Raw genomic sequence first — 17,734 nt, forward strand, 5'->3', positions numbered from 1 at the left:
AGCGAGCCGGGTTTGCGAGCCCCGCAGTCGCGAAACCGAGGAGGCACCGTGAGCGGCGGCGGGCGGCTCGACGAGACGGTCTACGACCTGCTGCACGACGCCCTGGACCGGCTCCGGGACGATCCCCGAGCCGTCGGCCACCTGCGGCACCAACTCGACCGGCTGGAGGCGCCGCTGCACATCGCCATCGCCGGCCCCTGGCAGTCGGGCAAGTCGACCGCGCTCAACGCGATCATGGGCGAGGAGGTCGCGCCGGTCGAGGTGCCCGCGGGCGGCTGCGTCCTCACCTGGTACGAGGACGCGCCGCACCCCCGCGCCACGGCGTACTCGTCCGTGGGACCGCCTCAGGAGCTGGCCGTCACCAAGTCGCCCACGGGGATGCGGGTCGACCTCGTCGGGTTGCGCCCGGGCGAGGTCGACGACATCGTCGTGCGGTGGCCGACCCGGGCGCTGCGGCAGGCGACCCTGATCGACACGCCCGCCGTCGCGCCGGCCGGCGAGGGCGGCCGGACGCCGGTGATGGACCGGATCCTGCGGGACGCGGACGCGGTGCTGTACCTGACCCGCGACGCGCGCGACAGCGACCTGCAGATCCTGCAGGCCACCCGGACGGGCGTGGTGGACCAGGCCGCGCCGGTCAACGTGATCCTGGTGCTCTCCCGGGCCGACGAGGTGGGCGGCGGCCGGGTCGACGCGCTGCTGACCGCCCGTCAGCTCGCCCGCCGGCTGCGCCGGGATCCCCGGGTCGACGCGCTCTGCGTCAACGTGGTCGCGCTGAGCGGCCTGGTGAGCCTGGCCGGACGGATGATGGCCGAGTCGGACTTCGCCGCCCTGGCGGCGCTGGCCGGCGCGCCCCGCGGCGAGCTGGAGCAGTCGCTGCTGTCGGCGGAGCGCTTCCTCACCACCGCCCCGCCGGTACAGCTCGACGCCGCGACCCGCGCGGCGCTGCTGGACCGGTTCGGCCTGTTCGGGATACGGCTGGCCACCACCCTGATCCGGACCGGCTGCGACAGCCGGGTGCGGCTCTCCGCCGAGCTGATCCGCCGCAGCGGCTTCACCGAGCTGCGGGAGTCGATGAACCGGTGCTTCGTGGACCGGTGCGACGTGCTCAAGGCCCGCTCGGCGCTGGCGGCCCTGGAGGCCCTGCTGCGGGCCGAGTCTCGGCCCGGCGGCGCCGAGCTGCTCGCCCGGATCGAGCGGATCCTGACCAGCACGCACGACTTCCGGGAGCTGCGGCTGCTGGCGTCGCTGCAGGAGGCCGGGGGCGAGGTCGACGCCGAGCTGCTGCCGGAGGCGCAGCGGCTGCTCGGCGGCAACGGCACGGCGCTGGCGGCCCGGCTGGGCGTGGAGCACGACACCACCTCGGACCAGCTGTGGCGACTCGCCGTCGAGGCGCTGCGGCGGTGGCAGGGTCGGGCCGAGGACCCGCGGCTGCGGCTGCCGCAGCGCCGGGCCGCCCGGGTGGTGGTGCGCAGCTGCGAGGGAATGCTGGCCACGCTGACCGCCCGCTGAACCCGGCCGGCCCGGAAGCCGCGTCATGTCCGGGCCGGGCGGGACCCGGCCCGGACGTGACGCGCGGTCAGGCCGGGGCCACCTGGCGGGCGTGCCTGCCCTCGGCGATCTCCTCGACCAGCTTCGCGCAGAACGCCGGCAGGTCACTCGGGGCACGGCTGGTGACCAGCCCCTGGTCGACCTGGACCTGCTGGTCGACCCAGTTCCCGCCGGCGTTGCGGATGTCGGTGCGCAGGCTGGGGTACGAGGTGACCGTGCGCCCCTTGACCATCCCGGTCTCCACCAGGGACCAGGGGCCGTGGCAGATCGCCGCCACCGGCTTCTGTTGCTGGAAGAACGCCTTGACGAAGTCCATCGCCTCGGCGTTCATCCGCAGCCGGTCCGGGTTCACCGTCCCGCCGGGCAGCACCAGGGCGTCGTAGTCGGCCGGGTTCGCCTGGTCGACCGTCCGGTCCACCCGGTGGCGGTTGGCCGGGGTGATGTCGTGGTTCATGGACTGGATCTCACCTGGCCTGATGGAGATCAGGTGGCACTGCGCCCCCGCCTGCTCCGCGGCGGCCCGGGACTGGGTGTACTCGATGTCCTCCACGCCGTCGGCGGCGAGGAACGCGACCTTCTTGCCGTTCAGCGGCTGCTGCTTGTCAGCCATGGATGCGGCCTCCTTCGCGGCGCCTTTCCTGGCGGCGCCTCGCTGGTACCGATCGCCTTCCCGGTGCCCGGACGGGCAAACGGGCGCGCGCGGCACCTGCGGCGGTGCGGCCGCTGGCGGGTCGACATCCATCGACATTGACACACGCCGGTAACAAGTCGGACGCTCGGAGAGCGCTCTCTCCACCGTTTCCCCACTATTCGAGGAGTTCCCGTGGGTATCCGCAGAAAGATCTTCACCGCCGTCGCGGCCCTGCTCGCCGCCGTACCGGTGGCCGTCGTCGCCTCCCCCGCCCAGGCCGTCGGCCCGACGCTGCTGCCCGTCACGGTCACCAACAGCACCGGCCGCGGCGAGGCCGTCCACCTCTACGTGATCGACGTGCAGCTGTCCACCGGCCACCTCGGCTACGTCAGGCAGGACGGCACGTTCGTCCCGTGGTCGGGCGGGCAGATCCCGCCGGCGCCCGCGCCGGACGCCTCGATCCCGGGCTCCGGCAACGGCGGCAGCACGACCATCCGCTTCCCCCGCGGCTTCTCCGGCCGCGTCTACTACTCGTTCGGCGACAAGCTCAGGTTCTTCCTGACCCCGGACGGCCTGGTGCAGCCCGCGCCCTGGGCCGGCGGCACGCCAACCGCGACATCCTGTTCGACTGGAGCGAGTTCACCTACAACGACGCCGGGCTGTGGCTGAACAGCTCACAGGTCGACATGTTCGCGGTGCCGCACGCGGTGACCGTGACCGGCGCCAGCGGCGTCACCAGGCGCACCGGCGACGTCGTGGCGGGCGGCCGCAACGCCATCATCGAGGGCATCCGCTCGCAGCCCGGCTCGGCGAACACGGTGTACACCCGGTCGGACGGGACGGTGCTGCGCGTGCTGGCGCCGGGCAAGGCGGCCGGCGCGGGCCTGTTCAGCCCCACCTACCTGGACTCCTACATCGCGTCGGCGTGGAACGCGTACACGACGAGGACGCCAACATGGTCGACGGCAAGGCGTACGCGTTCGCCTTCGACGACGTCGGGGCCTTCGAGTCGCTGGTCCACGACGGCGACCCGCGCGCCGCGGGCCTGGTGCTGAGCCCGTTCGGCGGCGGCTCGCCGAACCCGGGCGGCGCGGTGCCGGTGGTGAGCAACTGGAACAACAAGTGCATCGGCGTGCCGAGCTCCAACTTCGTCGACCGCGCCCAGCTGCAGATGTGGACCTGCAACGGCACCAACGCGCAGAAGTGGACGTTCATCGGCACGGCCCTGCAGAGCCAGAACAACAAGTGCATGGACGTCGACGGCGGGTCGACCGCCAACGGCGCGGTGGTGCAGCTCTACACCTGCAACGGCACGGGCGCGCAGCAGTTCACCCTCAACGCCACCGGCGACCTGGTCAACCTCCAGGCCAACAAGTGCGTGGACATCAAGGACTGGAACGGCGGCGACGGCGCGCGGCTGCAGCTGTGGGACTGCGCCGGCACGGCGAACCAGAAGTGGCGCAAGGGCTGACCGCGGACGCCGCAGGTCCGCCGAGGCGGCGGCACGTCGGCTAGTACAGCCGACGACTCAGCACGGCGCGCAGTGCGTCCGCAGACTCGACATCGGCATGATCACTGAGCCAGGCAACGGCATGCTGGACGACCGTCCTCATCTGCTCGTCGGGCAGCTCCCGCATCAGCAGCGGCTCCAGGACCGAGCCCGCGTTGAGGGCGGCGGCGTGTTTGCCAAGCCAGGCGAGGGCGCACTCCACGGCGGAGGCCGCCTGCTCGGCGGGCAACTCCCGCATCAGCAGCGGCCTCAGCACGAACCGAGCGTTGGCGGTGGTGGGATACTTCGCCAGCCAGATCAGGGTGTGCCGCACGGCGGGGCGCGCCTGTTCGGCGGGCAGCTCCCGCATCAGCAGCGGTGTCAGCACGAACGGAGTCCTGGCGCCGGTGGGGTGCTTGGCCAGCCAGGACAGCGCGTACCGGACGACGAGGCGAGCCTGTTCGGCGGGCAGCTCCCGCCTGGCCAGCAACGGACGTAGCACAAGCCGAGCGTTGGCGGTGGCGACGTGTTCAGAGAGCCACGCGAGCGCGTGCGGCACGGCGACGCGAGCTTGCTCCGTGGCCAACTGCCGGTGGCGTAGGAGCGCCCGCAGCACATATCGAGCCTCGCGGACGGTGCGGTGTTCAGCAAGCCAGGCCAGCGTGTACCGTACCGCCAGCCCGGCCTGCTCCGCCGGCAACTCACGCTCCAACAGTGGCGACAGCACAAGCGTCGCCTCGGGGGTGGCGGCGTGCTCGCCAAGCCAGGCCAGCGCGTGCCGTACCGCCAGCCCGGCCTGCTCCGCCGGCAACTCACGCTCCAACAGTGGCGACAGCACAAACGCCGCCTCGGGGGTGGCGGCGTGCTCGCCAAGCCAGGCCAGCGCGTGCAGAACGACCGCATCCGCCTGCTCCGCGGGCAGACGCCGGTGGTGCAACAACGCCCGGAGCACGAACCGGGCCGCGGGACCGGTAGCACACTCCGCAAGCCAGTCCAGGACGTACGGCACGACCCCACTGGCCTGCCCCGCCAACTCACGCTCCAACAGGGGCTGCAGCACGAGGCCCATGCCGGGGCTGGTGGTGTGTCGAGCGAGCCAGGCCAGCGCGTACCGCGCTGCCGCGTCGGATCGCTCGACCGGCAAGTCACTTTTCAACAGGGGCTGGAGCACGAACCTTGCCTCCGAGACCTCAGCATGGTCCGCGAGCCAGGCCAGCGCATGCCGCACAACCCCGTCGGCTTGCACCGCCGACAACTCGCACTTCAACAACGGCTGCAGCACAAATCCCGCGCTACGAGTGGCGGAGTGTTCGCCAAGCCAGGCCAACGTGTGCAGCACCACCGCGTGAGCCTGCTCCGCGGTCGGCTGCCGGCTGCGGAGCAACGGCCGCAGCACGAAGCTCGCGTCCGCGACCTCGGCATGATCCGCGAGCCAGGCCAACGCATGCCGCACCGCCGCGCCGGCCTCCTCCGCCGACAAATCACGCTCCAACAACGGCTGCAGCACGAACCCCGCGTCCAGGATCGTGGCGTGCTCGCCAAGCCAGGCCAACGCGTGCCGGACCGCCGCGCCGGCCTCCCCCGCCGACAACTCACGCTCCAACAACGGCCGCAGCACAAACTGCGCGTCGGCAAGCGCGGCATGATCCGCAAGCCAGGCCAGTGCCAGCCGCACCACCGCGGCGGCGCTCTCCGCAGGCAACCGCCAGTCGCGGAGCAACGGCCGCAGCACGAACCCCGCGTCCGGGATCACGGCGTGCTCGCCAAGCCAGGCCAACGCATGCCGCACCGCCGCGCCGGCCTCCCCCGCCGACAACTCACGCTCCAACAACGACCGCAGCACGAACCCCGCGTCCAGGATCGTGGCGTGCTCGCCAAGCCAGGCCAACGCATGCCGCACCGCCGCGCCGGCCTCCCCCGCCGACAACTCACGCTCCAACAACGGCCGCAGCACGAACCCCGCGTCCGGGATCACGGCGTGCTCGCCAAGCCAGGCCAACGCGTGCCGGACCGCCGCGCCGGCCTCCCCCGCCGACAACTCACGCTCCAACAACGGCCGCAGCACAAACTGCGCGTCGGCAAGCGCGGCATGATCCGCGAGCCAGGCCAGTGCCAGCCGCACCACCGCGGCGGCGCTGTCCCCAGGCAACCGCCGATCGCGCAACAGCGGCCGCAGCACGAACTGGCCGTCCGGGACGGCGGAGTGGTCAGCAAGCCAGGCCAACGCCAGCCGCACCGCCGCATCGGCCTCCTCCGCCGACAACTCACGCTCCAACAACGACCGCAGCACGAACCCCGCGTCCGGGACCGCGGCATGATCCGCGAGCCACGCCAGTGCCAGCCGCACCGCCGCGCCGGCCTCCCCCGCCGACAACTCACGCTCCAACAACGACCGCAGCACGAACCCCGCGTCCGGGACCGCGGCATGATCCGCGAGCCACGCCAGTGCCAGCCGCACCACCGCGGCGGCGCTGTCCCCAGGCAACCGCCGATCGCGCAACAGCGGCCGCAGCACGAACTGCGCGTCCGGGACGGCGGAGTGGTCAGCAAGCCAGGCCAACGCCAGCCGCACCGCCGCATCGGCCTCCTCCGCCGACAACTCACGCTCCAACAACGACCGCAGCACAAACTGTGTGTCCGTGAGCACGGCATGATCTGCGAGCCAGGCGAGCGCATGCCGGACCGCCGCACCGGCGTGCTCCGCCGACAACTCACGCCCCAACAGCGGCCGCAGTATGAACCGGGCCTCGATGGACGAGCCGTGGCTCGACAGCCAAGCCAGCGCATGTCGGGTCACGGTGAAGGCCTGCTCCCCAGGTAGTTCACCATAGAGGAGCGGCTGCAGTACGAACTGCGCCACCGTGGTGGTGCGGTGGTAGATGAGCCAGATCAGCGCATACTGTTTCACGGTGGTGCTCAAGCCCTGCGGCAGCGGATGCTGCAACAGCGAGCGCAGCACGTAGCTGGCCTCTACCCGGCGATGATGGATTGCGAGCCAGTCCATCGAACTCTGGACCAGACGGTCGTCCCGCGTCGCTTCCTTCAGGCCCTTGTAAAGCAGATGACGGGCAGGCATCGAACGTCCGTGTGCCGACAGCCAGGGCGCCACGACGGTGTCCCACTGCTCGACCGCGACGGACGACCACGAGGGGTTCTCCATGACAGCGCCAAGTGCGTACGCGCCCTCGTCCTGTTGCTCGGCGAGCAGGCCGCCCACCTCCTGCGCGTGCTCCGCCAGCCAGCACCGGCAGTACTCCTGCAGGGGACCGGTCCGCTCCTCCAGCACGAGGTCGCGCATCAGTCGGCCCAGGTTCATGGCGTACCTGCCGATCGTCCGACCCCTGGTCAGGCATCCGGACAGTATCCGCCCGGCGGCCAGGGAGCGCACCTTTCCGCTGCCCGGCCGATGGAGGGTGCGATCGATCAACTGGTCGGTGACGATGTCGTGCACTGCCACGTAACCGCCCGAACTGGCTACGACCCAGCCCATGGCGAGCAGAATGCCGAACAGATGGTCGGCCAACTCCGTGTCCCCACCCGAGACACGTCCCCCGCACGCTACGAGGCTCGTTCGCTCCTGCGGGCTGGCGGCCAGCATGGCGGCGCACGCCTGCAGCTTGACGCTCGGCTCCGGGTCATTGATGAGGCTCCCCGCCGGCGGCAACAGGTCGTCCTCACGCAGGCGCTTGTTCAGCCAGTCGGCAAGCTCACCTGAACGGATACTGGGAAGGGCACGGCTCAGGGTGCCAGCTTTGGCACGCGCCTCTGCCTCCAGCGCGACGAGCATCGCGATGATCGCGCGGGTACCGCACAGCTCGAGCAGACGCTGCTCGCCGACGAGGTGGAGTGCGGTCGGCGCCAGCGAGGTCACCACCTGGCGGCGGATCCGGCTCGCCTGCTCGTCGTCGGGCGCGAGTCGGACAGTGTCCAACAACGGTCTGAGCGGGACTTCCGTCTGCAGCTCCCAACCAGGCCGGGCGGAGGCCAGCAGGGCCACCCGCACTCCGTTGCGCCTGGCCTCCGGCAACACCTGTTGGCGCAGCCCGGACAGGTCGAGGCCCCGACACTCGTTGAGGTAGTCGAGGATCAACAGGGTTTGCTCCGTGCCGAAGGAGCGCAGTGCCTCCGCCACGTCCGCGTTGGTCACCAGCGGCTCACCGCCCTTGACGTGCAGGACGGTCCAGTTGTCGCGGATCGCCCGGGCGCCGACCTCGAAACAGGTCCGGGTCTTCCCCGCGCCGGCGGGCCCGACCAGGAGCACGCCCGACCGGCCGGCCGACTCGGTCAGCCGCGCGAGCAGCTGGTCGGGATGGGCGGGTGCCTCCGCATCCGGCGGCACGAAGGGCAGGCACTCCTCCCGCAGGTTGCGCATGAGTCCGTCCAGGCCGGCCACCTCGTCGCCGTGCGGGACGATCCCTGGCGGCAACCGGAGATCATCGACCTGACCCTTCGCGCCGAGCCGCACGATGCGTTCCGGGTCAGCCCCCACCCAGCTCAGGAACAACCCGTCCTTGACGAGGGAACTGACCCGCACCGCCTCGAGACGTCCCGCTTCGAACTTCCCCGGTTCGGCGATCACCACGCCGAGCACGTACCGCCCGTCGCTGCTGAGCAGCGCGGCACCCGACTGGCCGGCCCACCCCGAACGCGGCCCGGAGGGCGTCGACAGCACGCTCCGCGGCGGGGTGAGCCGGCTGTTGAGCGCGTAGCGCCCCCGCTCGATTCCGGTCCCGGGCGCCACCAGCCAGGCGTGCTCCTCGACGGCGCTTTCTCCCGTAGCGTCCACGTTGGACAGGGGGTAGCCGACCGTGAGACAGGTGACCGGGTCCGCGCCATGGAGTTCCGCGTACTCCGTGGCAAGCGTGCTCGCGGGCCAGTCGACCCGGATCTGCACGAGCGCGGCATCCAGCCCCAGGTGGTCCGCCCGCCACACGACCACGCCGTCGCGTTCGTCGGCCCCGAACGGTCGTACCCGGCACGATGCGCCCAACGGGCCGACGACATGGCCGGCGGTGAGCACGAGGGCCTTCCCTACCGCGTACCCGGACCCCCGGCGGGAACCCCGGATCTCGGCCAGGCGGGAGATGTGGGGAGCGACCGGGTGCATGCCAGCTCCTCCGGCCGGCTCAATAGTCGTCGCCGATGAGCGTTTCTGTCGAAACCGGTAGCGACATGTCCCTCGGCTTGAGGGTGAGAGTCATCCGATGGGTCGCCGAGTTGTTGTTCTTTCGCTCACCGCCGACCGACAGCACCCGCCACAGGCTCAGCTTGCCCGATGCGTCGCGCGAGGCATCCACCACCAGTTCCAGTTCCAGCTCGATCGAATCGACCGTGAACCGAATCTGGGAGTCGACGCCGTCAGCCAACGCTTCCTGCAACTCTGATCGCAGCAGTTCGATCGCCGTTGAGAGCGAAACGCCGTACTCATCCATGAGGACGGTGCCATCGTCCACGAAGCGCCTCCGGTGTCGGTAGCCAGTGCGTACGGAAGGGTAGCGTCCGGGCGCTACGCCGGGCCCCCGTCGACAGGGCGACGAACCGCCGAGAACAGCGCACAGGCGGCTTCGTCGGAGTGTCGGGGAGGCCGTGGCCCTCAAAGCTACGGCCGCGCCAGAGCTGACGCAACGTGCCTGGTTCCCCACGGTCGGGCACGATCGGCGTTGACCGGCGCGGGTGGTCGCTCCGGCGGACGGGTTTGGCCCCCCCGGGCCCGGGGAAGACGCGGCGGACGGGTTCGGCGCGAGGAGGAACAGGATGACCGCAGGCAGCAGGTCGACCGGGGCCCGGAAGGCCACCGGGGCGAGGAAGGCCCCGACGAACCGGACTGCGGCGGCGAAGAAGGTCGCGGCGGCCACGAAGCGGGCGACCGGTGCGAGCCTGGCCAAGGCCTCCGGTGAGAAGCCGACGGCGACCACCGCCCGCGTCGCCCGGAAGAAGGACACCGCCGGCACCACCGCGACGCCCACCCGCAGGCCGACGGCGAAGGCGGCCGCCGCCAAGAACGCCCCGCCGAAGCCCCCGACGGCCACGCGGGCCGGCGTGCGGAAGGCGACCGCGAAGAAGGCCGCCCCCGCCCGGGCCCGCACCACGTCGGCGGCCCCGGCCCCGGCGAGGAAGGCGACGACCATGGAGTCGTTCGGCAACCGGCGCACGGCCCGCAAGGCCTGACGACCCGGTGGCACGGACGTGCCGGGTACGCGGGCCGCGCCCACGTACCCGGCGTCCGGTGGTGGTGCTAGTCACTAGAGGCTCCGGACCCGAACGTTACGGAACTCCATCAGGTCGTTGGTGCCGTGGTTCTGCAACCCGATGAACCCGCTGAGGAACTGGCGCAGGTCCGTGGGCGGGTCGCCCGCGCGGGACGACGACTTGCCCGGGGTGTTGTCGAACTCGTTGATCACCACACCGTTGCGGATGATCGTGTAGTGCTGCCCGACGGCGCGGATCTCGTAGTCGTTCCACCGGCCCTTCGGGGTCACCCCGGCCTGGTCCAGTGAGTTCGGGTCGAAGTTGTAGACCGAGCCGGTCTTCTGCGGCTCGCCCGTGGGGCCGTCGTAGAGCTGGATCTCGTGGCCGCAGTAGATCGCCACCCACGCCTGCGAGCTGCGCGCCGACCCGACCGTCCCGCAGCTGCCGGCCGGCCGGTCGTCCAGCGGCGTACGCGGGTCGGGGAACCGGATGAACGCGCCGCTGTTGGCGTAGGTGCCCTCCGGCGAGACGTCGCGGAACTGCAGCCGCAGGGAGAAGTCCGCGAACTCGTCCTTGGCGTACCAGAGCATGCCCAGCCCGCCCGAGGTGCGCATCGACCCGTCGGACCGCAGCGCGAACGAGCCGCCCGGCGCCTGCCGCCAGTCGGCGAGCGAACCGGCCGTCCCGTCGAAGATGGCCCGGTAGCCGGCGACCTTGCCGATCTCCGACTGGGCCGCCGCCTTCTGCAGCGTCTGCGCCTCGCCCCTGTCGACCACGCCGTCAGCCCGCAGTTCGGTCACCACCTGCGCGACGTGGCTGACGAACTGGCCGTGGTTGGACCACGAGCGCTCGTCGTCGATCAGGTCGTTGATCGTGCAGTTTCCGCCGGCGACGTGGTTGGCCACGCCCGTGTCGGTGTCGAGCAGCCGCACCGTCTGCCGGCTGTCCGGCGCGGCGCACCCGACGACGACCTGCACCTTGCCCGTGGCGACCTCGCCGTCGGCGTAGGTGACCTTCACCGTCGCCTGGTAGGTGCCGTAGTCGGCGTACGTGTGGGTGGGGTTGGCCTCCCGCGACGGCGCGCTGCCGTCGCCGAAGTTCCACTCCCACGCCACGCCGCCGGCCTTCGCGCTGGAGAACGCGATGCTCTTCGGGCTGCTCTGCGCCACCGCGCGGGCGGCGGCGTCGTTCGGGTTCGGCGTCGCGGGCCCGCCGATGTACGCGACCCGGATCAGCTTCTGGTTGGCGTGCAGGCTGAAGAAGCCGCCGGCGTAGTCGAGCAGGTACAGCGCCCCGTCCGGGCCGAACTTGGCGTCCATCCACGACTGGAGCTGGGTGGCGCCGCTGCCGGAGCGGATGATGCTGCGCAGGTCCTCGGCGAAGGCCGGGGGACCGCTGTCGGCGACCCTGCTCTTGTCGACGGTCACGGCGACGCGGTTGTTGGCGTTGGACTGGTCACCGATGAACCACTTGTCGTCCCAGTACTCCGGCCACGCCACGCCGCTGTCGACGTCGACGTTCTCCCGCTGGTACGTCGGGCCGTCCATGATGGCCTGGCCGCCACCCTTGAGGTACGGCTGGGTGAACGTCTCGCCCCCGAGCTGGTACGTCGGCAGGTTGCTGCCGTCGGCGCGCTTCGGGAAGACCGGACCGCCGCCCTGGGGCGAGTACCAGATCATGTTGTCCCGCGCGGGCGGGATGTCCACCAGGCCGGTGTTGCGCGGCGAGGTGTTCTTCAGGTTGTCGCAGTCGTACCAGCCGGCGAGCACGGTGGCGTCGGTGTTGCTGCGGTCCCGGTAGGGCTGCCGGTTGCCCATGCAGTACGGCCAGCCCTGGTTGCCGGCAGAGGTGATGATCGTCGCCGTCTCGTACTTCGCCGGGCCGAGGTCCGGGCTGGGGGCGCCGGCGTCCGGGCCGACCCACGCGGCGGTGAGCCAGTCGTTGACCGGGTCCCAGGCGATGCGGGCGATGTTGCGTACGCCCATCACGTAGATCTCCGGGCGGGTCTTGCCCCCGCCCTCCTCACGCCCGGTGAACAGGTTGCCCTGCGGGATCGTGTACGTGCCGTCGGGCTCCGGGTGGATGCGCAGGATCTTGCCGTTGAGGTCGTTGGTGTTGCCGGAGGTGCGCCGGGCGTCCTGGAACGAGACGCCCTTGTAGTCCTGCGTCCAGTTGTTGCCGGCGTACCCGTTCGAGCCGCCGGAGGAGTTGCTGTCCCCGCTGCCGATGTACAGGTTGCCGGACTCGTCGAAGGTCATGCCGCCGCCGGCGTGGCAGCAGCTGTGGATCTGGGTGTCCCAGTGCAGCAGGTCCTTGCGGGTGCCCTGGTCGATCGTCTGCCGCGCGGCGTCGTAGGTGAACCGGGAGACGGTCCGCCGGCCGATGCGCCGGTCCCGGTCGATCGACTCGTGCGGCATCCAGTAGACGTAGACCCAGCCGTTCTGCGCGAACTTCGGGTCGAGGGTGATGCCGACCAGGCCCTCCTCGTTCTTGACCAGCTCGCTGCCGCTGCCCCGGTTGCCCATCACGGCGAGGGTGGTGAGCAGCTTGACCTGCTTGGTCTTCGGGTCCCACTGGTGGATCGTGCCGCAGCCGAGGCCGACCTTCGGGTCGTCCCAGCTGACGACCGGCCCGGACGGGCACGCCGCCTTGCCGATGTAGAAGACCTTGCCGTCGGGGGCGATGGTCAGGCCGTGCGGCTCGCCGATCTGGTCGAGCTGGCCGGGCTGGTTGGCGGCGGTCAGCCGCTCGATGCGGTAGTTTGCGGCGATGGTGGCCTGGCAGTCGCCGCGCACCATGCCGGTGGCCCACCTGATGGCGCCGAGCAGGTGGCTCTGGAACCGGGTGTCGCTGGTCCAACTGGCCTCGGTGCGGCCCATGCCGGTGTAGAACGACCGGCCGCCGTCGTAGTCCTGGCACCAGGAGACCGGGTGGAACGCCCCGTTGCCGCTCAGGCCCGCGTTGTACGTCCGCTCCTCGACCTGGGCCACCGTGTGCACCCGGCCGACGGGGCTCGGGTCCCAGTTGATCCACTGGTCGGAGCGGGTCCAGGTCAGCGGCATCCCCGCGTTGGCCGGGTGCTGCCGGTCGGTGAGGTCGACCGTGGCCTGCTGCACGGTGTTCTCCGGCGGCGGGCCCGCGTCGGGGCCGATCAGCCACAGCTCGGCGAGCTGGACCAGCGGCTCCCCGCTGTTGGCGGTGACGTTCAGCCGGTAGTGCTGGAACGCCCTGGGGTTGTCGATGGTGAACTGCCGGGTCTGGAACCGCTGGGGGAAGGTCTCCCCGGAGCGGGTGTCCAGGTCGGTCCAGGTGCTGCCGTCCTCGGAGCCCTGCAGGGTCCAGTTCTTCGGGTCCCGGCCCGGAGAGTCGTTGGCCGAGGTCAGCGCGTACTGGCGCACCGCGACCGGCTTGGCCAGCCGCGCCGACAGCCAGCCGGTCGGGGCGAACGTCAGCCACTTGGTGCTCGTCGACCCGTCGATCGCCTTCGCGGCGGTCTCGTTCGGCGGGTTCTCGCCGCTCGCCGCGGCCGAGACGGGCTTCTCGGCGTTCGGCAGGCCGGCCGCCGGGCGGGTGCCGATCAGGCCGGTGAACCAGGCGGAACTGGGCTGGGCGCGGGCGGCGTCGTGGACGCCGACGAACCCGCCGCCACCCTTGACGTACGCCTGGAACGCGGCCTCCTGGGCGTCGTCCAGCGTCACCCCGTTGGCGGAGAGGAACACCACGCCCCGGTAGCGGGCGAGGTTGCCGAACGTGAACACGCCCGGGTCGGCGGACGCGTCGACGGCGAATCCGTTGCTGGCGCCCAAGTCCCTGATCTTGGCGACCGCCCGGGCGACGGGGTCGTCCTGCTGGTCGACGGGGCCGTGGAAGACCAGGACCCGCACGTCGGCTGCCGCCTCGGCGGACGGGGCGCGCTCCTGCGTCGGGCTTGCGGCCTGGGCGGGCATGGCCAGCAGGCCGAGCGCCAGCACGGCGCTCGACGCGAGGGCGCCGGCGCGTCTCGGCAGCCCGGCGCGGCCCCGGCGGGCCAACCGGATGGGAGGTGGTTGAGCCATCTCGACTCCTTCACAGGTGGGTGTGGTGGAGGTGCGTGGTTCGGCCGGCCGCCCGGGGGCGGCGTGGTGGGATCGGCCGTGGGCGGGGTCGCGACGCGGCCCCGCCCGGGGGCCCGCTCAGCTGCGCCGTCGCGCCGTCGCGCCGTCGGTACCGGCGGCACCGGCCGTGCCGGCCGTGCCGGCGGCCGTCGGATGGGAGTGGTCGTGGCCCGGGGGCATCGCCCCGGACTCGTCGAGGACGTGCAGCATCGTCGACATGCCGCCGTCGGAGTGGAACTGCATGTGGCAGTGCAGCATCCAGTGCCCCGGCCCGACCGAGTCGCCGGCCGTCACCTGGAAGCCGAACGAGTCGCCGGGCCCGAGCGGCTTGTTGTCGATGATCTTGGTGTCGTCGACGAAGGGCTGGCCGTTGCTCTTGCCCAGCAGCCCGGTGCGGGTGTCCGCCCAGGAGTGGCCGTGCAGGTGGAAGGTGTGCATGTCGTTGCCGATGCCGACGACGACGAACTCCACCTGCTCCCCCTTGCGGGCGACCAGGCAGGTCGGCCCGGGCTGCGGGTTCTGCTGGTCGCACGTGTCGGTGGCCGCGCCACGGCGCAGGTTGATGCTCTGCCGGTCGCCGAACACCACCGTGTACGTGCGGTCCGGCTTCGGGTCACCGGGCCGCCGCACCACGAGCCCGCCGAACAGGCCCGCGCCCAGGCCCTGCGTGCCGTGCGGGCCGCCGACGACGTGGTCGTGGTACCACCAGTAGCCGGCGGTGCCCAACGCCCCGGTCCTGTTGTTGCGCGGCTGCGCGTACCAGGTGTATGTGCGCGACTGGCCCGGCGGGACGAACGACCCGCTCTGCACGGTGCCGTCGGAGAGCTGGGTGTACTTGACCCCGTGCACGTGCAGCGAGACGCCCAGCGGGTGCGCCGGGTCGGTCCGCAGCTGTTCGAGGGTCGCGGCGGGCACCATGTTGGTCAGCGTGATGGCGAGGCACTCCCCCTCGGTCATCTCGATGGTGGGCCCCGGGTAGGAGGCGTTCTGCGGGGTGGTGCCGTAGCCGAGGCGGATCTGCGTGCCGTCCTTCGGCAGCTCCACCGCGTACAGCTGCGTGCTGCGGTCCGGCTTGGCGCAGCCGTCCGGCCGTTCCGCCGAGAACACGCCCGTGCGCGCGGCGGCCAGCCCACCGGCCCCGACGAGGGTCAGCGCGACGGTGGCGGCCACCACCAGCAGCCGGCGCGCGCCCGACCGGCGGCGCTCGGGCCCGGCCGTGGGGGTCGGCTCGGCCGGCGCGTCGTCCTCGCGCAGCCGCCAGGCGCTCACCGGTTGCCCCGCAGGTCGACCATGCGCCGGTAGCTGCGCTCGGCGGCACCCAGCGAGCCGGGCGGGTTGGGCCGGGCGTTCGGCCCGCTGTCCTGCTCCCACAGGTAGGTGAACCGGCCGCCGCCGTCGAGCTCGGTGAAGAACTCGGCGAACGGGATCACCCCGGCGCCGAACTCGACGTCGGCGTACGAGTTGCCCTGCTGGGGGTTCTCGAACGGGACGCCGTCCTTGACGTGGAACAGCGGGTAGCGGTGCGGCTGGGCGTTGACGTAGTCGACCGGGCGGAAGCCGGGGTACTTGCGGGCCCCGCCGTACGCCCACAGGATGTCCATCTCCAGGAACACGTACCGGGGGTCGGTGAGCTCCAGGAACAGGTCGTACAGCCGCACGTCCGGCCGGTCGACCGCGAAGCTGAACTCGATCGTGTGGTTGTGCTGGTAGAGCTTGATCCCGCGGGCCGCGGCGGCGGCGCCCCAGGCGTTGAACTCCGCGGCGGCGGCCTGGTACCCGGCGATGGTGCGGTCGCCGGTCGGGGCCTGCGCGGTGCCGAGGGCCGGCATGCCGAGGGTCTCGGCGACGTCCAGCTCCCACTCCAGGTTGTTGCGGAAGTCGCCCAGCCCGCGGTGGCTGCCCGCCGCCTTCAGCCCGTTGTCGTCGAGCAGCCGCCGGATCTCGGCCGGGGTGATCGGGCCGACGGCGCCCTGGGTGTAGCCGGCGAACTCCACCTCCCGGTAGCCGATGCGGGACAGCTCCTCGAAGACCCGCGCGAAGCCGAGCTGCGCGATCTTGTCGCGCACGCTGTAGAGCTGGATGCCCATGTGCCCGCGCGGGATGAGCCGACCGTTGGAGTCGCCCGCCGCCGCGGCCGGCAGCGCGCCGGTGAGGCTCGCGGCGCCGACCGCGACGGTGGACCCGGCGAGCGCGCGTAACAGCGCCCGGCGGTCGATCCTGTTCTTCGCCATGGTGGTGGTTCCTTTCCAGGGGGGTTTCAGCAGCAGCTGCTGGAGGAGGCGGACGGGGTCCCGTTCGGGCAGCACGGGGACAGCGGCGCGATGCGGACGTCGCGGAAGCTGACGACGTCGCCCGTGCCGTGGTTCTGCAGGCCGACGTAGCCGCGGGCGGCCTGCCGGCCGGCGCCGCCCGGGTCGTCCGCCCGGGGCGGCGTGAACACCGCGTCCGGCCGGTTGACGTACTCGTTGATCAGCTCGCCGTTGCGGAAGACCGAGTAGTGCTGCCCCACCACCCGGATCTCGTAGTCGTTCCAGGTGCCCTTCGGCGCGACGTGCGCGCCGGCCAGGTCGACCCGGTCGAAGCCGTACACGGATCCGCTCTTGTACTGGTCGCCGTCGGTCCGGTCGTAGATCTGCAGCTCGTGGCCGTACTTGATGGCCACCCACTCGGGGCGGGGCTCGGCGGGGTGCCCGTGCACGTCGGGGAAGCGGACGAAGACGCCGCTGTTGGCCCGGCCGTCGCCGGGCGCGTCGTCGCGCCACTGGAGCTTGAGCGAGAAGTCGCCGTACTCCTTGACGGGGAACCACAGCATGCCGAGGCCGGGGACGGCGCGGCTGGTGACGGACCCGTCGGCGTTGCGGGTGAAGCCGCCCGCCCCGACGTGCTCCCAGCGCTGGAACGACGCCGCCGAGGAGTCCAGCAGCGGCTGGTACCCGTTCTTCTCGTCGGGCTTGCCGACGCCCGAACGGCCGGCCGCGCTGGCCAGGCGCCCGTGCTCGGCGTGGCTGATCACGCCCAGGTGGTGCAGGTGCTCCGCCACCTCGTTGACGTGCTTGACGAACTGGCCGTGGTTGGGCCACGGCTTCTCGTCCTCGATGGCGTTGTTGATCGTGCAGCCATCCGCGACGACCCGGTTGGGCACGCCGCTGTCCACCGTGCCGAGCCACACCGTCGGCCGGGTGTCCGGCACCGGGCAGGCCGGCGCCGGCCCGCTGGCCACGACGGTGAAGGTGACCGACGCGGTGCCCGAGGTGTTGCCGGCGCGGTCGGTGGCCCGGTAGCTGAGCGTGTGCTGGCCGGGCCGGTCGACGGTGACCGGCATGGTGTAGCGGGCGTACGCGGCGCCGTCGAGGGCGTACTCGATCCGGTCCACGCCCGAGCCGGCGTCGGCGGCGGAGAGGATGACGGTGGCGCTGCCGACGTACGCGCCGTCGTCGTCGAGCTGGCCGGTCACGGCGGCCGTGGCGGTGGGCGGGGTGGTGTCGGGCGTCGGTGGCTCGACGACGGTGAACGACACGCTCTGCGGCGTCGAGGTGTTGCCCGCCCTGTCCGTGGCCCGGTAGTTCACTGTGTGCTGCCCCGGCTGGTTGACGGTGACCGGCGCCGAGTAGGCGGCGTACGGCTGCCCGTCCAGGGAGAACTCGATCCGGTCCACGCCCGAGCCCGCGTCGGTCGCCGACAGCGTCACCGTCGCCGACCCGACGTACGCCCCGGCGTCGTCCCGCTGCCCGGTCACGCTGGCCGAGGCGGTGGGCGGGGTGGTGTCCGCCGGCGGCGCCT

Annotated in this window: 9 protein-coding genes and 1 pseudogene; 3 read left to right on the forward strand and 7 right to left on the reverse strand. The window is 71.9% G+C overall.

Annotated features, from left to right (window positions below; translation table 11 throughout):
• The first annotated feature begins 48 nt into the window (after positions 1-48).
• Complete coding sequence (locus ABGB16_RS21715; protein ID WP_347669929.1) at positions 49-1,512, forward strand: hypothetical protein; 1,464 nt, start codon at positions 49-51, stop codon at positions 1,510-1,512.
• A 67-nt stretch (positions 1,513-1,579) separates the two neighbouring features.
• Here ABGB16_RS21715 and ABGB16_RS21720 read toward each other — a convergent pair whose 3' ends face one another.
• Positions 1,580-2,161 (reverse strand): type 1 glutamine amidotransferase domain-containing protein, encoded by a 582-nt coding sequence (locus ABGB16_RS21720; RefSeq protein WP_347669930.1) that lies wholly within the window; start codon positions 2,159-2,161, stop codon positions 1,580-1,582.
• 213 nt (positions 2,162-2,374) lie between these two features.
• On the opposite strand from ABGB16_RS21720, the pseudogene ABGB16_RS21725 reads away from it, so the two are divergent.
• Positions 2,375-3,653 (forward strand): annotated as a pseudogene (locus ABGB16_RS21725) (beta-1,3-glucanase family protein).
• 40 nt (positions 3,654-3,693) lie between these two features.
• Here the strand turns inward: ABGB16_RS21725 and ABGB16_RS21730 are convergent.
• Together ABGB16_RS21730 and ABGB16_RS21735 are read right to left on the reverse strand one after the other, a co-directional pair.
• On the reverse strand, positions 3,694-8,778 hold the full coding sequence (locus tag ABGB16_RS21730; RefSeq protein ID WP_347669931.1) for a serine protease: 5,085 nt from the start codon (positions 8,776-8,778) through the stop codon (positions 3,694-3,696).
• 19 nt (positions 8,779-8,797) lie between these two features.
• Complete coding sequence (locus ABGB16_RS21735; protein ID WP_347669932.1) at positions 8,798-9,124, reverse strand: trypco2 family protein; 327 nt, start codon at positions 9,122-9,124, stop codon at positions 8,798-8,800.
• A 301-nt stretch (positions 9,125-9,425) separates the two neighbouring features.
• Here ABGB16_RS21735 and ABGB16_RS21740 point away from each other — a divergent pair, with 301 nt between their 5' ends.
• Positions 9,426-9,839, forward strand: a complete 414-nt coding sequence (locus ABGB16_RS21740) for a hypothetical protein (protein ID WP_347669933.1) — start codon at positions 9,426-9,428, stop codon at positions 9,837-9,839.
• A 74-nt stretch (positions 9,840-9,913) separates the two neighbouring features.
• Here the strand turns inward: ABGB16_RS21740 and ABGB16_RS21745 are convergent, their stop codons facing one another.
• The 4 genes from ABGB16_RS21745 to ABGB16_RS21760 all read right to left on the reverse strand — a co-directional run.
• A complete protein-coding gene (locus tag ABGB16_RS21745; RefSeq protein WP_347669934.1) occupies positions 9,914-13,915 on the reverse strand; it encodes a ThuA domain-containing protein in 4,002 nt (1,333 codons plus the stop codon).
• 117 nt (positions 13,916-14,032) lie between these two features.
• Entirely contained in the window at positions 14,033-15,223 is a 1,191-nt protein-coding gene (locus ABGB16_RS21750; protein ID WP_347669935.1) for a multicopper oxidase domain-containing protein, read from the reverse strand.
• Entirely contained in the window at positions 15,220-16,185 is a 966-nt protein-coding gene (locus tag ABGB16_RS21755) for a sugar phosphate isomerase/epimerase (RefSeq protein WP_347669936.1), read from the reverse strand. Before ABGB16_RS21755 ends, ABGB16_RS21750 begins: the two co-directional genes overlap by 4 nt.
• A 26-nt stretch (positions 16,186-16,211) precedes the next feature.
• Positions 16,212-17,734 (reverse strand): family 16 glycoside hydrolase (locus ABGB16_RS21760; protein ID WP_347669937.1); only part of this gene is annotated, 1,523 nt, incomplete at its 5' end.

The organism is Micromonospora sp. B11E3, from assembly GCF_039871625.1.
Taxonomy (GTDB): domain Bacteria; phylum Actinomycetota; class Actinomycetes; order Mycobacteriales; family Micromonosporaceae; genus Micromonospora.

Bases quoted from the DNA above. Each gene is read 5' to 3' on its own strand.
- ABGB16_RS21740 (WP_347669933.1), top strand. From the start codon at position 9,426: ATGACCGCAGGCAGCAGGTCGACCGGGGCCCGGAAGGCCACCGGGGCG.
- ABGB16_RS21755 (WP_347669936.1), bottom strand. From the start codon at position 16,185: ATGGCGAAGAACAGGATCGACCGCCGGGCGCTGTTACGCGCGCTCGCC.
- ABGB16_RS21730 (WP_347669931.1), bottom strand. From the start codon at position 8,778: ATGCACCCGGTCGCTCCCCACATCTCCCGCCTGGCCGAGATCCGGGGT.
- ABGB16_RS21720 (WP_347669930.1), bottom strand. From the start codon at position 2,161: ATGGCTGACAAGCAGCAGCCGCTGAACGGCAAGAAGGTCGCGTTCCTC.
- ABGB16_RS21745 (WP_347669934.1), bottom strand. From the start codon at position 13,915: ATGGCTCAACCACCTCCCATCCGGTTGGCCCGCCGGGGCCGCGCCGGG.